Genomic DNA, 15,365 nt, shown 5'->3' on the forward strand with positions numbered 1-15,365 from the left:
TCACTTCTCCTGTAGAATGCGTTCATAGTTAACATGGCTACGATATCTGGAAAAGTAGTGATAGGTACGTGCTCTGTATCTTTCACAACGTTTCTTACAGACAGAAAAGTAGAATATATAGTAGATTGTGGTCTATAGAACAAAGCAAGCTGCCTCGCCACGACGAAGTCTCTAACCCGACTCAGAGAGTGGATCTGTCGAGTACAGTTTCGAAGAGGGCAAGGAAGACAAATGCGCCTGCGAGGAGAGCACTCTCCACGAAGCCGTAGTGGAAGGGATAGACAGTTAGTCCAACGAAAACAGCAGTCCCGAGGACCCCGATTATACCGGTAAGAAACGCCCGTGTTGTCTGCTTCATAGTCAATCCTACTACACTATTCCTGATAAGATTGTTTAAAGAACGAGTGTCGAGGAGTTATCGTATGAAACTCGTCGAAGCCAGTGCCGAAGACCTCGACGCACTCGTCGACCGGTGGTATTCCCTTGCGAGCACGATGGAAGCGTACGACGACCTGAACGAGCTTGCCTATACGGATGTCGACGAAGTTCCAGACGATGGCTTCCGTTCTCATCTTGACGACGAGGATGTCACCGACTACCTGGTCGTTCACGAGGACGAGACCATCGGGTTTGTCACGCTCCGTGAAGGCCACCACTCGTCTCGGCAGTACTCGCAGTATCTTCGCATCGTGAATCTCGCCATCGACGAAGACCACCGGAACCGCGGTCACGGCGCGGCGGTCGTCGACCGAGTAAAGGAGATAGCTCGCGACCGAGGTTGTGACCATCTCAAGGTTTCCTGCGAGTGGCAGAACGAGGATGCGCGCCGGTTCTATCGCGAAACCGGGTTCCACCCGAAGCAAGTCGACTACGCGCAACCCCTCGAGTGAGTCGTGCTACCGTGTCATCTATGACTAACTGATTTCCACTATGATGGGTGAGCGCTCATCTTGAAAGGTAGACGCCGTACTGGAGTTCGCATTCTCAACAGGAGGACGCTATTCTCTTCCCCACGAACTCCTAAGTAGATGCAAGGAGTACCCAGGGAGAACCATGAGAGAGTTCGACCTGATAGTGATCGGTGGGGGATCAGGTCTTGACGTGGCATCTGCAGCGGCAGGTCGAGGCCAAAGCGTAGCGGTCGTCGAGAAAGGACCGGCCGGTGGGACCTGTCTCAATCGGGGCTGTATTCCCTCGAAAATGCTCATTCATCGTGCCGATCTCGTGGAGGAGATCGCCGGTTCTGAACAATTCGGAATTCACGCTGACATCGAGGACATTGATTTTTCGGCGATGGTACAGGAGGTGACTGCGGAAATCGCCGAGAGCGCGCAAAACATCAGGCAAGGACTCGAACATTCCGAGCAGCATACCCTCTACCGGTCAGCAGCCGAGTTTACTGATGAGCGAACGCTTCGTGTCGACGATGAGCAGATTACGGCGGAGAAGATTGTCGTCGCAGCTGGAGCTCGACCAAAAATCCCTCCAATTGAGGGGCTTGACTCAATCTCCTATCTCACGAGCAAGGAAGCGCTCGAGCTGGAGGAACAACCCGACCGTCTCATCATCATTGGCGGTGGATACATCGCCGCTGAACTGGGGCATTTCTATGGGGCGCTTGGCACCGATATTACGATCATCGGACGAAGCAATACCCTCATTTCGAACGAAGATGTCGATGTTCGAGAGACAGTAACCGACACGTTCAGCGAAAAGTACACCGTGCACACTGGCTTCGAACCGTCACGTATCGCGGCTACGAACGACACGATAACGGTGACTGCACAAAACGATGACGGCGAGGAAATCGAACCGACGGGGGATGAATTGCTGGTGGCGACTGGGCGGACTCCGAACACAGATACACTTGCCGTGGAGAAGGCCGGTATCGAAACCGACGACCGTGGGTTCGTCAAAACAAACGGATATCTCGAAACGACGGCGGAGAATGTATGGGCATTGGGCGACATCGCCGGGAACTACATGTTCAAACACTCCGCTAATCGAGAGGCACAGTACGTGTATTATAATGCGATCGCCGAACGTCGACGGGAAGTCGATTACACGGCGATGCCGCATGCGATTTTCACATCACCGCAAGTCGCAGGCGTCGGGCAGACAGAAGACGAACTGATCGACGCTGATCGAGACTACGACGTAGGGGTAGAAGCATATCGAAATGTGGCGATGGGAATGGCAATAAAGGACGAAGAGGGCTTCGTGAAAGTCCTCGCCGATCCTGATAACGGCGATATTCTGGGCTGTCACATCGTGGGTTCGGACGCGTCAACGCTCCTCCACCAAGTGCTGGCTGTGATGGTGAGCGGGTCGGGAACAGTCGCAGATGTTCGACGTATTATTCACATCCATCCGGCGCTAAACGAGGTGATTCGAAATGCGTTCCAGAAGGTCTAAATCACCAGCACTGGACAAAAGGGGTCGAGACAGCGGCGGTATCGTAATCAGCGGTCGTGACGAACAGTGGCAGCGCCAGTTCTCGAGGGGGGCGTTTTTGTGAGTCGGCGATATGAAGACCTCCCGCGTTGTCCGAAATGCGATTCACAAGATACCCGTATTGCTCCCTCACAGGCCCATCCATACCTCTGTCTGAACTGTGGGATGCTGTTCAGTGTAGCTGATGATTGGGCACAGCAAGTTGAACACTGAATACAACGACGTTGAGAACGGTAGGGTGGCATCCTCGCCGCCTTGAAGGGCAACGCTTCTCGCGAGGTTCCGATGTCACATTTCGTTCTCGTGTTCCTCCTGTGCGTGCTCATTGAGTTCGTCTTCTGAGTTGAACGTTTCACCACAGACTTGGCATTCGTGTTCGTCTGCCATACTGCTACAGACGCAACAGGATTATAGTTAACTCCTCGGCTCGAATGCAAGACGAATGCATTTCAGGATATCTTTTGATTGACTGCTATTTGTATACTAAATGTGCAATTGACGTGCATCTCCGCCGAATCTTTTCGGTGTTCAAAAAGAACGAATGTACTGGGAGTGCTGTGAGCAGTAGTGGGGCGACGAGAACACCTGAAGTTATGATATCATTATCAGTGGTAATATAGTATACAAATAGTGGGCGAATAGATGTCGGTTGCCAGCGGTAGACTTTGGTGGCGTGAATCAGTCGTAGGTGTGGAAATCAACTGCTTGTTCGAGTAGTTCGTCCGGTATTCCTGGAACTTCCTCCGAGCGGACCGGGCCCTGTTCTTCGAGTATTTCGGGATCCCGTGGGAAGTCGCGTAGTCGGAAATGAACGTCGATACCTGCTTTCGCTCCTTCCCCCATTCCGACTGGAAGTTGGTTGTGTCCTGGCGTGCAGTCACCGACAGCGTAGACATTCTCAATAGAAGTCTGTCCGTGGTCATTGACTTCGATAGTCCCATCATCGTTGATTTCGCAGCCGAGTTCGCTGGCGAGACCATTGTTGTATTCAGCGCCATACATCGCGAACCCACCCTTGTACTCTCGGATAGTTCCATCTTCGAATTCAAGGGATTTCAACCAGCCGTCCTCGCCGTTCTGAACCCCTGTCACGTCTGCGTGGACGATGTCGATGGGATGGTTGTCAAGCATGTTGCTGGTCTTGTCGCTCCACTCGGGGTCGTCACCACGGGTGAGCAAGTCGACTTCGTCGGTGAAATTGAGCATGATTCCAGCCACGTGGGCGGCACTTTCTGAGTGGCCCATGACGTAGACCGCCTCATCGACGAACATATGGGCATCACAGTGCAGACAATAGTGGAGGCCACGCCCAGTCCGCGGAAGTGGCGGCTCCGGACGGACATCGTTGAATCCCGTTGCGAGAATTACGATCTCTGCTTCGTAGTCGCCGCTGCTACCTGACAGTCGAATCAGTTCTTCCTCGTCGCGGGAACACGATGTGATCATGTCCTGGTAGAGGTGACAGCCGTATCCTTTGAGTTGCTCCCGTCCGATATCGAGGAATTCGGCACCGCTGGTTTCTTCGCGAACGCCCAACAGGTTGTGGACGTCCTGCATCATCGCCGCCCGACCCCCGCCGCGACTGACAACCGCTGTTTGATGACTGAGTCGCGTACTATACAGTGCTGCCGTCATTCCCGCAGGGCCACCACCAACGATAACAACCTCATACTCTTTGGAGGGTATCTCTTGAGTCATGGTTATCGAGCAGGACTTTAGCCGATAAATATCTAGCAGGATTGTAACTACTCTATATTGTAATAACGTTGAGGTTGGCCGAATATATAGCATCGGCAGTCCGACGCGTAAAGAAATTCTTGCGGCTGTTCAGTTCACTTACATGGCCAAATCCGGTCCAGAATAGAACCCTATACTTACCTCATATTTATCACTTGAACCGTTCTCTCCGTGGCGCGGCCTGAATGGTAGTTCCCGTCACCTGCAGGCACGAAGCGAGTCAGGCGAGGAGTTCACTCCCCAAGACGATGACGCCGGGGAGGATGTCACGTTCTATACTGTCCTGTCTCCGTGTCTGATTCGCCCCTGAAGGGAACCCGGTATTTTGGCGCGTATGGCAGACCAGATTCGCGACTCTGAGCGTGACGTACCGTTAGTTGGAATGTTATCACACCAAACAATAGCAACAGCAGGTTGGCAGCCAGATTGTGTGCGGAGATGATATCAAACGTATATGCCTGGGGAGCCAGTGGATAGAGAATTTTGATCCCCATTGGGGTAATGATGTCACCAAGAATGTGGCAGCCGACGCCGATTCCACCAGTGAGAAAACCATACACCGCTTCCTCGCTGCGACTCGTGAGCGCAAATGGCGTGATGAACCAGGCGAGTGTTGCAAGTACACCACCGGCAAAGAGAGCAGCTGGAATCGTATGGGTGACACCGCGATGTGCGAACCACGCAGTGTAGAGATCGATATCTGGTGAGATACCCATCCCAAGTCCGCTTACCGTGATGATTTTTGCCGCCCTCGTCTGTTCGCGGACGACCAGTCCATACACAACGAAACTAAAAATGAACAGCACGATGCCCCAGTGCCCTAACTTATTCATTGACGCACCGACCGAGTGACACACTCTCTCATTGTTATGCGCGTCTGCACAGGCCAGGACTCAAAGTGTACGCGTTCAATTGCCCACACTTTAAGCCACGTAATGAATTATCGCGCTACTGATTGCAACAGTTACAGCCTCTCCCAGAAGAAGTTACATCCTCGCCAAAGCGATTGATTTCCGTGCCTGCTCGCTGTGTCCAAGTGCAAGTGAATACGTACCGAGCGTGCTCGCGTCGCCGCCGAGTTCTCTATAGACGAGGTGAAGTCTTTCAGATGGAACGTTACCGTCCTCTAGGTCTTCCTGAGCATCCTCCATCAGCTCCTTCGTGAACTCGAACTGCGATTCTACCTCGTCTCTTGAAATAACCATAAAGGAATCACCTTACCGAGTTCAGTATCGTCGACAGTACTGATTCCGATATCACGGAGGTTTCTGAGGACGATGTTCCAGAACGTCCTCGGCCTCATCGATTGCAACGACCTGGAAGCGGTCATCATCGCCAAATCGCGACTGCGTGACGGTCCCATAGCCACAGCCGGCGTCAAGGACGGAGTACGGTGGTTCGATACCGTTCTCTTGGAGCTGTTCGACAATCCGATCGGTATTCCGTTCGTCCTGCTCGCAGTGCATCGCCGCCGACAATTGAAGCCGTTCGTGATCGACTTCAGGATCATACTCGCTCGGCCCTTCATGATCGTCAGCCCCAGGTACGTATCTACGCATCGAGTTGGGCAGCAAAGAACGTCCACGGGAGGTCAGTCTCGTCCTCGTTGGAGTCGCTCTCGTCTTGCAGCGTCTCGGGAACACCCCAACTGTCGACGACATCGAAACCGGCATTCCGTAACTGGTCTCGGGTCGTTTTCGCTCCAGCGATGTTCCACTGCATCTCAACGCCACTATCGAGCCAATCTGGATTTTCACCAATCCATTCGTTGGTCCCTTCGCACACGAGGACTCGACCACTGGGACGCAAGACGCGTGCAAACTCGTCGATCACGGTCTGGTGGTCCTCCATCGGGACGTGGATTAATGACCAGTAAGCGATGACGGCATCGAAAACACCGTCATCGAATGGAAGGGCAGTCATATCGCTCTGCAGGAGCGAAACACCGGGGGCGTTCTCCCTGGCAAGCTGGAGTTGTTCGCGTGAAAAATCAACGCCGATAGCCGTCGTTTCGGAACTGATGCGCGGAAGAACAGGTGTTCCCTGTCCACAGCCGGCGTCGAGAATGCGAGACAACTCCGAGCACGAGTCGAGAAATTCCGCCAGGACTTCCATTCCACGACCATCTTCAGAACGATGGGTGGCGTACGCTTCACTCAGTTCATCGTATGCGCGACGCACAGCGTCCTTCTCAACCATCAACGAGAGATATCGAGCTAGAACAATTCAATCTTTGGAGTGGCCTGCTCATGTACGCTCGATACGTAGCACGAACTACCGATGGCCTGGAATCGTCGTGCTGATTTTCGTCGCATCATGGTCAAAATCCTCCGAGTCAACTAGACCGTCACGTTCGATGCCGGTGTCGAACGAAACGTCGAGGCAGAGCCGTCGACGACTCACTGACGTGAGCGGCATTCTCACCGCAGCAACGAGGTCTCGGTCCGTCGGTGCCGGTCGCTGTCCGTCAGTAACGACACGACAGTGATACCGACATCCGAGAACACGGGAACTTCGACTAGCCGTGACGCACTACGTGATGGAATGCTCGATGCTGCATCGGACGTGACAGCAGGCCGACGCAAGTGATATCACAATCGCTGCTATTGTTTTCGTCCACGCTCCGCCACTGACCCATGGGGCGGGTGGAGGCAACACGAGACGCTTACGCCAGTCAGCCGTCGATTGCACGCAGAACGAGAAACCACACGCAGAGCGGAAAGAGAGTGCCGTTCCGGACTCCCTGTAGTCGTCCGTCACTCCAATGGCTGTCGTACGGACGTCTAGATTCACTTGCCGTATAAAGATTGTTCGTATAGATAATTGGATTAAACTTCTATATAGAGGAATCAGCACGTGATCACAACCGATAGTACTGCAAACGGCCGTTATCTACGGGAAATTATACCCCCGTCCCGGGGGTGTTGTTAGCGTCTCTGGGACGACGAGAACACTCGAGGTTGTGATATTACTCTCGCAATCGGGAGCCTCTATAGGCGAAGAAGGCCGGGTGCCTCGGGGTGTGACCTTGAGGCGATTTACTGGCGGTGCAGGCGAATTTCCTTCAGTGGCCGGGATGCGTCGCGATGTCGGCCCAGACGAGCCGGTGGTCCGAGGCCGTACTGACGTCCTCGCCGAGGTTCTGCTTCGTTGCGTTCTTGCTTGGCCAGACGACCGATGAGGAGCGAAGCGAGAGGTCCGGGGAGGGGAGGACGTAGTCGATCTGTTCGACAACGCCCTCGAAGTCACCGCCGAACCGTGTTGCAGTGGGGAGACCGCGTTGCGCCCCGCCTGGACTCTTTGGGAGGCGGTCGGTGTAGAAGTCGTCGTTGTCGACGAGGAACTCCTGGGCGGGATGGAGTGGCCGCTCGTCCCGACCCAGACCTGGGCCTGCATTCATGTCACCCATCAGAACGTAGGAGGCGTCGTCGTCGAGACCGCCGCGGACGCCACTGTCGTCGTAGATGTAGTCTTCGCCAGCGACGTAATCTGCGAAGAACCGGACTTCGTCGTGGTTCCACCTTCCGTTGAAGTTGTTCACCCCGTCGAAGCCGGGTGGCGTCGGGTGCGCGAAGAGGCCGTGGACCGTTCCCCCCTCGACCTCAAACGGGATATCGATGTGGGTCTTCGAAGGAAGCCGATAGACGTCGAGGTCCTCCTCCGTAAGGTAGATTGCGATTTCGTCGTCCTCGGGGTCCGTGACGACGCCTTCTTCGCCTGCTACCGGAATGAGGTTCCCGGGCATATCCGCCCAGTTGAACGTCTGGAAGGAACGAACGCTCGAGGTGTCGATTGGGTATTTGCTCGCGATCGCGAACGCATAGTGACCTGGATACACCCCGAACCCGAACGCGTCACCCGGCCGTTTGCCGAAAGTCCCGTCTTTATTGAAGTCGTAGTCCTGTTCCGGGAGGACGCCCGTGTTGCTCTTTGGCTGGAGCGTGTATTCGTAGTCAATGCCGTCGAGATCGTCCCGTTGCGGGACGCTGAGGTAGTTCTCAACGAAAGCGTCGATGTTCGTTCTGTCGGTGTATTTGCCCTGCTGGAGGTTATTAGTGAGTTCGTTGACGACGAGGACGTCTGGCCGAACCTCCTGAATGACTCGGGCGGCCGCTTCCGCCTGCGGATCGCCCGGCTTCTGGACCTGCTCTGTCTCCAGTTCGATCACGTTGAACGCCGCGTAGCGTGTCCCACGATTCTGTTTTCCGTGTCGGGTCCGCTGTCGACCGCTCGCGGTACCGACAAAACCGGCTGCAGTCGCTGTGCCACCGATCGTTTTGAGTAGCGCTCGTCTGGTCTTAAGTCGAACCATCGAGCGCACCAATGTTACTCCCCCACATCAATATTTTCAAAACAATAATTATGGTTAGTAAGGGGTGTTGCGGGACGCCATCAAGAATCCCGAGGATGGTGGGTACTGGAATGGCGATCTCAAAATCCACGAGAGCCGCGTCGGTGAGGACACGCTGTAGGCGAGTCACCGGCCGGCGGCTCGCGTTCTCACTGGACTTCCGCGCTCACAGGCCTACGAGAACGGTGTCGTACCGCAGAAGACGATCGACGACCTCGTCGATACCAACTGTCTGCATCTCACCAACCGCGTTACGAACACCGAGCAAGAGCGCGGCGAGGAACACATCCGCGGGACGTACACGAACCTTGTCACTGACCAGCTCTACGAGAATCCGTCGCCGAACACGCCGACACCCTCACCGACTTCGACGCCTGGACGCAGGCCAGCGCCGACACCGACGCCACAGACGACGAACTGCGAGACGACGGGCACCACAACCTCGTCCGCTGGCTCGAAGACATCGCGCGGGCAAAGCACGCCGGCCGCACCTTTGTCCCTAAACTACGTCGTGGCGACTACGAACTTGATCAGGCCGACTGCGAAGAGACAACGGCGTATCGACGTCGAATAGATGCCATGTGCACTTGTCGGTACGACTGTGCTCTTTACAGCCGCCTACCAGCAGGATAGTGCACACGCTGACGGACTGCAATAGTCCGGGATGTCGATGACGGGTCACTACCGGAGGTAGTGATTCTCGACTTTATTCTGGTGGAGACGTTGAACGGACTGACGACACATACAGGACATGAGGCGGCTGTCGACTTTCTTGACCGAATCGAAGAAAATGCTCGCTTCCACGTTGAATCCCTAACTGCAGATACGTTCGCGACGGCGATAGCCCTCTTTCGACAGCGCCCACCATTTTCGTTTGCTGATGTCACTCTCACCTCCTATATTCATTCTGAAATATTAGGATACTTGTGCGTATTCAATGATGGTTTTGATGCCGCTGAAGACATCTATCCACTCGGTACACCGACGAATCCTTCTGATCCCTAAAGTGGTCCTCGGCTTCCGATGGGACGAGGAATTCGTCGGCGTCTATCGGCTATGAGCCAAAGAGGTAATTCATTGTATTGCATATCTGCTATTTCTTGGATATTGACCGTCAAAGAAGTTGCTGTGTATACGCCTTCATCACTCGGCGCTCGATGCGCTGAAGACGGTCGCTTACTGTTCCGGGAGCGATATTCAAGGATTCGGCGAGTTCTTGGTGGGTCGTCTGTCGCGGTACTTCATAATAGCCCGTTTGGATTGCGTACTTGAGCAGTGCCTGCTGGCGATCAGTCAACTGAGCGATTTCATCATTTTCACTCGGGTGAACATGCTTGATTTTCTCGACAGAAATAGTAACTGTGCTAGGGAGATCAGCAGTTGCACCCTGGATACCTGTACTTGTTCCGATGACCGTAATCTTGGTCTCGGGGGTATCACCAGTTTGTTGATGTACCATCGGCCAGTTGACGACGAGATCGTGGTGATACAGAATCGAAATTAGTTCCTCAACCGGCTCGATATTCTGATAATGGGCATAGACGAGGCTGTACTCATCAGTGCCTGTGATAGCATACTGCAGTACCTGATCGTTCGCGTCGAATAGTTCTTCAGCGGCCGCGAGATTGCCAGTCAGCCTGGATAATCCGATGAAATACTCGTTCGCTGACGGACCTAGGTATCGAGTTGATTCGAGGGAAACTACGTCAGACTGGTGTATTGAATTGAAAATATCAGTCTGTTGCGTCTGAGAGAGCAAGATAGTAGCTTGGCGAAGCGTTTCAGCCGGCATACTGATCTTTTACAGTGTGCGTACATAGTAGTGCAGACTTCTACACGGGTAGGTGATGGCGTTAATTCATCCTAGTATGCTAGAAGTCAGTCTCATCAGTTGTACGAGCATACGTGCTCTTGATGAGTACGGACCCAGCGATTAAGGAATTCCCTCCGGGACCGTCTGGATTGCCGATTGTTGGTGCGATGCCGCGTTCGATTCTGGGAGGGTTGGAATTTAGGGAACGGATGGCACGTGAGTATGGTGATATTGTCCACTGGAAAGGTCCCGGCGATCATTTCTATCAGCTTAATTACCCCGAAGATATCGGGCATGTTCTTGTCCACAATAATACCAACTACGTAAAGGGCGAACAGTTCCAGCGCGTTCTCAGGCCGCTGACCGGTAACGGCATTCTCAACAGTGAAGGTCAAGAATGGCGGCGGAACCGTCATCTCATCCAACCTGCGTTCCACCCGAATCGGATCAATGTCTACGCAGAGATGATGACAGACCAGACCGAGGCAATGTTGGATAGATGGACAGATGGAGAGACACGCTCCATCCACGAGGACATGATGGAGTTGACGCTCCGAATCGTCTCTCAGGCGTTATTTGGGGTTGATATCGACCGCTACGTGGATGATATTGAATCTGCAGTCAACACGTTCCTGCCCGCAACGTCTAGCCTCTCGAATCTCCTTCTTCCGGAGAGTGTTCCACTCCCGTCTCGCCGAAGGATGGCGCGTGCTCGTGAAACGCTCGACGGTGTCGTGACCGAAATCATCCAGCGGAAACGCGCCAACCCGGGTGAACACGACGTCATCTCGATGCTACTCGATGCACGTGATGATGACGGCAATCCGCTAAGCGACAAACAAATTCGTGATGAGGCGATCACCCTCATTACTGCGGGTCACGAAACCACTGCGGTTTCGTTGACCTATACGATGTATCTGCTCGCTCAACACCCCGAAATTGAAGAGAAATTTGTCGGGGAGCTCGATACAGTTCTCGACGGTGGGCGCCCAACAATGGGCGACTTGTCCGAGCTAACCTACACTGAGCAGATCGTCAAAGAGTCAATGCGGCTGTTCCCTCCAGTACCAAGCATTGTTCGAGAAGCGAAAGAAACGGATCAGATCAGCGGTTATCGGATTCCAGAAGGTGCGAAGATCTTCCTGAGTCAGTGGGTCGTCCATCGAGACAACCGGTGGTACGATGACCCGCTCGCGTTTCGACCTGAGCGCTGGGCGAATGACATGCAATCCTCGCTGCCTCAGCTTGCATATTTCCCGTTCGCCGCTGGACCGCGTCGCTGTATCGGTGATCGGTTCGCGATGCTCGAAGCCCGACTCCTGCTCGCGATGATTTATCAGAACTACCATCTCGAGCTCAGATCGGATCGGAATCTAGAGGTAGTTCAGACAATCACCTCGCGCCCGAAGGAAGATATCCGAATGACGATTCACGAGCGCTGATATCACTGTCTATGGCTGTGTGTCCAGGAGGGTGCGGGCACGTACAGAAAATGGTTCTCGTGGGCGAACGTTCTTCGAGCAGTACGAACACGGTGGGAATCGCGTAGAGTTAGGAGCCTTGCTCAAGGAAGTCCACGTTGCGGAACTCGAATCGGGCCCCGCCACGTTCACCCTCAGTTAGCCGACATGACCATCCATACACTGTCGCCAGTTCCTGCACGAACGCCAACCCTAATCCAGTTCCACCCTCGCTGGCGGCCGTCGTCATGCCCACCTCGAACACGTCTTCCCGTTTTGCCGCTGGGATTCCAACTCCGTCGTCCGCTACGAAAAACCCGTCCTCCATCTCACCGATACGGACCGTGACATCTCGCCCGCCGTGCTGGACGGCGTTCTCGAACAGGTTCTGGAATAGGTGGCGGATGTACGTCCGATCGGTCTCGATTCGGACATCGATGTCGAGTCTTAGTGTCGCTTCAGGTGTGTCCACCTCGCTCCATGCTTCACGTGCGGTTTCTGCGAGCGAGAGTGGCTCGCTTGCATCAATCGCGTTCCCACCCGTGGTCAACATTAACGAGACGTCGATCATGTCCTCGATGCGGTCGAACGCCTCTGTGATGTACTCGACCGCTTCTGGGGAGGTCTCCGCCGGCAGCTCGTGGCAGTACATCTGGCCAATCATGAGAGGGTTGCGGAGTTCGTGGGCAAGCATGCTAGCGAAGCTCTCGAGGCGCTGGTTCGACTCCTCGAGTCTCCGCTCGCGCTCGACCCGTTCGGTGATATTCTGGACGGTCATGCCCACTTGCCAGTTCGGCGTGTCCTCGATCGGAAATACCCGGCACTCTAGGACGCGCTCTGTCGATTCAATTTTGCGCTGGAACGTGACTACGTCGCCAGTCTGCACGACTTCTTCGAAGATATCGACCCACTCGTCTGGATCGCCCGGTACGCACTCGCGAATCGTCTTCCCGACCACGTTTTGGAGGCCACAGTGTTCCTTTAAGGCCGGGTTGGCCTCCATATAGCGGAAGTCAATTGGTTTCTCTTTCTCTGGAGTGGTGTCGATTTTCTCGATGACGCAATAGCCTTCGGTCATCGAGTCGAATAGGGTGCGGTAGCGTTCCTCGGATTCGCGCAACTCGTCGTAGAGCTGGGCGTTCTCGATAGCTGCGGAGGCGACGTTGGCCAGTTGGATGAGGATTGTTTCGTCCGCCTGTGTGAACTCGCCCTGATATTTGTCCGAGAGCTGAATGACTCCCATGTTCTGCCCTCCTGCTCCGACAATCGGGACTGCCAGCCACCCTCTCATCGGCGGGTGTTCCTCCCCCTGGTCGCCGAAGGCTTTCCAGGCGTGATGGGATTCCAGTTCAGTCTGCGTCATTCGTATTGGCTCGTTTTGCTCGCAGACCAGCGTGTAAATACCGCTTCCGTCGGGTTCGGTGTCGTAGTCGCGGTAGTCGGCGTACTTCTCCGACAGCGAAACTGCATTGATCGCCTGCTCCCAATCCTGATTAATCGTTCGGCTCGTTACAGATTGGTGGGCTCCGACCAGGTCTCGGGCTTTTTCGGTGATGAGGTGCAGAATCTCGTCCAAGTCGTCGGTTATATTGAGTCGAGTGACGAGCTGGGCGAGCCGGCGGTGATTTTGCATCAGCTGCTGGCGTGAGGGCTGAGTCTTCTCCCTGAGAGTCGTGTCCGTGAGTGGGCGTCTCGATTCCGATTGCGTATCATTTTCGCGAACCCAACGGGCTGGCCACCACACCTGGCCGCCCACCTCTAGTTCCTTTGTTTGCAGAAGGCCTTGTTCGACGAATTTCTGTAGTTCCGTTTGGATTGTTTGGCGCGAATGTTGGGTTTCGCAGGCGATTTCGAGCGCAGTAGAGGGTTCACATCCAGAGCCAGCGAAAAACTCCCGAATGACGTCCGACGGTGAACGTTCTGGAGAATCAGACATATATCGTTGTTTCGGAATAGGTTCTGCTAGGGTTTTCTATATCTTACGATACTGCAGGGTCTGAAAATCTGCGGTGAAAATCCGGACGGCTCGCTCCCTGTGATTGCTCCACGACTGGCTTTGCTCATCGTTTCGCTTCGAGGTCTCACTCTGTTCGACCTCGCATCGCTCGCGTCCGGTGAACCGCCTCACTCGCTTCGCTTGTTCGGTGGGCGCTGGTCTGCTCAATGCGCACGCATACTGAGCAGCTGATTCGTGGCATCACTAGCGGAAGGATCGGGCTGTTGCTCTGCGTCTAAACAAGGCCGAATATACTAACGAGTACGGGTTGCGGTTGTGGATCGAGAGTACAACAGCACGACAGGGGAGAGAAGAGCACGTCGAACAAACAGACGTAATCGGCCCTGTTGAAACCTCCCTAGCTGACAAGAAGAACGTGCTGAATACAGAGGGTGTATTCAGCAGGGCGATCTTGACAGCAGTTCGGCAGTACGTTCAGTTACTGCTGAACAGGGGGCGCATAGTCAGCATTCGATTGCTGGAAGAGGCTTCCAATGTCCACCTTGGACGGCTTGGGGCGTCAAGAGGTATGGTTCATCCGGACTAACAATGGACATGGACAACGAGGGTAACCGGGTGGAGCCGTCTTTCTCGCGTCGTCACGGGACGATCGATTACATGCGAATGGCAGGCTCCCGAAGTAACATCCATGGCCTCATCGAAATAGACGTTACCGATGCCAGAGACTCTATCCAGACCATAGAGGAGAAAACCGGCGAACAGCTCTCGTTTACTGGATTCATCGTGTTTTGTCTGGGCCGGGCCATCGAAGACCACCCGCAGATCAATGCGTATCGCGATTGGCGAGGTCGCATCCACGTCTTCGACGACGTGGACGTGAACGTTCTCGTCGAGACGACGATTCAGGGCGAACAGCTGGGTGTCCCCCACGTCATTAGAGCGACGAATCGACGGTCACTTCGATCGATTCACGACGAGATTCGAACTGCACAGGGGTCCCCAGATCCGACAGAACTCTCACGATGGAGTAAACTCGCGTTCCAACTCCCTGGAATCATTCGACGACAAGTGTGGCGCCTCCCGCAGATGTTTCCTACGCGTTGGAAAAGGATGGCGGGCACCGTCACTGTGACTTCCGTCGGTATGTTTGGTCAGGGAAGTGGCTGGGCGGTCACTCCGACGAACTACACCGTCCAGTTGACCGTTGGCGGGATCGACACAAAGCCCCGGTACAGTAACGGAGAGGTTACGCCACGGGAGATCCTCAACCTCACAGTCACGTTCGATCACGATGTTGTTGATGGCGCGGCTGCTACCAGATTCACTCGACGATTGAGAGAACTCATCGAGGATGCACATGGAATACCTACACCAAGCGAACTCTAACCATCGTCTACCGAGATAGGACGAAACCCTTCTTCGCCACCCATCGACAGACCACTCGAACCGCCCGTCCGACGTACTGGATACAGTCTCTATACTCATCGTCGCCGACTCTCAACTGCTCAGTTCGTGGTGCGAACTGGTCGGTTAGCCATCTATCGGCGGTAGCGATGCCGGAGGACCATGGCGACGAGCGCCAACCCCATCGCG

14 protein-coding genes and 1 pseudogene are annotated in these 15,365 nt (G+C 54.5%); 5 read left to right on the forward strand and 10 right to left on the reverse strand.

The features are described from left to right. Positions 1–181 precede the first annotated feature (181 nt). Positions 182–358, reverse strand: a complete 177-nt coding sequence (locus ACTF4R_RS13310) for a hypothetical protein (protein WP_440008372.1) — start codon at positions 356–358, stop codon at positions 182–184. A 64-nt stretch (positions 359–422) separates the two neighbouring features. On the opposite strand from ACTF4R_RS13310, the gene ACTF4R_RS13315 reads away from it, so the two are divergent. Then, on the forward strand, positions 423–890 hold the full coding sequence (locus ACTF4R_RS13315; RefSeq protein ID WP_440008373.1) for a GNAT family N-acetyltransferase: 468 nt from the start codon (positions 423–425) through the stop codon (positions 888–890). Positions 891–1,053: 163 nt separating this feature from the next. Further along, on the forward strand, positions 1,054–2,415 hold the full coding sequence (locus tag ACTF4R_RS13320) for a dihydrolipoyl dehydrogenase (protein ID WP_440008374.1): 1,362 nt from the start codon (positions 1,054–1,056) through the stop codon (positions 2,413–2,415). A gap of 327 nt (positions 2,416–2,742) precedes the next feature. Here ACTF4R_RS13320 and ACTF4R_RS13325 read toward each other — a convergent pair whose 3' ends face one another. From ACTF4R_RS13325 to ACTF4R_RS13355, 7 genes are all read right to left on the reverse strand, one after another. Next, the gene (locus tag ACTF4R_RS13325) at positions 2,743–2,841 is read right to left on the reverse strand and encodes a C2H2-type zinc finger protein (RefSeq protein WP_440008375.1); all 99 of its coding nucleotides are present in this window, start codon (positions 2,839–2,841) and stop codon (positions 2,743–2,745) included. 291 nt (positions 2,842–3,132) lie between these two features. Further along, entirely contained in the window at positions 3,133–4,152 is a 1,020-nt protein-coding gene (locus ACTF4R_RS13330) for an NAD(P)/FAD-dependent oxidoreductase (RefSeq protein ID WP_440008376.1), read from the reverse strand. A 305-nt stretch (positions 4,153–4,457) separates the two neighbouring features. Beyond that, on the reverse strand, positions 4,458–5,024 hold the full coding sequence (locus ACTF4R_RS13335) for a metal-dependent hydrolase (protein WP_440008377.1): 567 nt from the start codon (positions 5,022–5,024) through the stop codon (positions 4,458–4,460). A 153-nt stretch (positions 5,025–5,177) separates the two neighbouring features. Further along, positions 5,178–5,396, reverse strand: coding sequence for a hypothetical protein (locus ACTF4R_RS13340; RefSeq protein WP_440008378.1), 219 nt, complete (start codon positions 5,394–5,396; stop codon positions 5,178–5,180). Between the two features lie 51 nt (positions 5,397–5,447). Continuing rightward, positions 5,448–5,750, reverse strand: coding sequence for a class I SAM-dependent methyltransferase (locus ACTF4R_RS13345; RefSeq protein ID WP_440008379.1), 303 nt, complete (start codon positions 5,748–5,750; stop codon positions 5,448–5,450). Continuing rightward, the gene (locus ACTF4R_RS13350) at positions 5,743–6,390 is read right to left on the reverse strand and encodes a class I SAM-dependent methyltransferase (RefSeq protein WP_440008380.1); all 648 of its coding nucleotides are present in this window, start codon (positions 6,388–6,390) and stop codon (positions 5,743–5,745) included. The genes ACTF4R_RS13345 and ACTF4R_RS13350 overlap by 8 nt, the downstream gene beginning before the upstream one ends. 865 nt (positions 6,391–7,255) lie before the next feature. Then, on the reverse strand, positions 7,256–8,503 hold the full coding sequence (locus ACTF4R_RS13355; RefSeq protein WP_440008381.1) for an endonuclease/exonuclease/phosphatase family protein: 1,248 nt from the start codon (positions 8,501–8,503) through the stop codon (positions 7,256–7,258). A gap of 613 nt (positions 8,504–9,116) precedes the next feature. Here ACTF4R_RS13355 and ACTF4R_RS13360 point away from each other — a divergent pair. Continuing rightward, positions 9,117–9,547 (forward strand): annotated as a pseudogene (locus ACTF4R_RS13360) (type II toxin-antitoxin system VapC family toxin). A 109-nt stretch (positions 9,548–9,656) separates the two neighbouring features. On the opposite strand, the gene ACTF4R_RS13365 reads toward ACTF4R_RS13360, so the two are convergent. Continuing rightward, positions 9,657–10,334, reverse strand: a complete 678-nt coding sequence (locus ACTF4R_RS13365) for a helix-turn-helix domain-containing protein (protein ID WP_440008382.1) — start codon at positions 10,332–10,334, stop codon at positions 9,657–9,659. Positions 10,335–10,456: 122 nt separating this feature from the next. On the opposite strand from ACTF4R_RS13365, the gene ACTF4R_RS13370 reads away from it, so the two are divergent. Further along, positions 10,457–11,797: a cytochrome P450 gene (locus tag ACTF4R_RS13370; RefSeq protein ID WP_440008383.1), complete on the forward strand. Its 1,341-nt coding sequence runs from the start codon at positions 10,457–10,459 to the stop codon at positions 11,795–11,797. Between the two features lie 109 nt (positions 11,798–11,906). Here the strand turns inward: ACTF4R_RS13370 and ACTF4R_RS13375 are convergent, their stop codons facing one another. Further along, a complete protein-coding gene (locus ACTF4R_RS13375; protein WP_440008384.1) occupies positions 11,907–13,448 on the reverse strand; it encodes a GAF domain-containing sensor histidine kinase in 1,542 nt (513 codons plus the stop codon). A 918-nt stretch (positions 13,449–14,366) separates the two neighbouring features. On the opposite strand from ACTF4R_RS13375, the gene ACTF4R_RS13380 reads away from it, so the two are divergent. Next, complete coding sequence (locus ACTF4R_RS13380; RefSeq protein WP_440008495.1) at positions 14,367–15,158, forward strand: 2-oxo acid dehydrogenase subunit E2; 792 nt, start codon at positions 14,367–14,369, stop codon at positions 15,156–15,158. Positions 15,159–15,365: the final 207 nt, after the last annotated feature.

Origin of the sequence: Halomicrococcus pelagicus, assembly GCF_051917725.1 — an archaeon.
In the GTDB taxonomy this organism is placed as follows: domain Archaea; phylum Halobacteriota; class Halobacteria; order Halobacteriales; family Haladaptataceae; genus Halomicrococcus.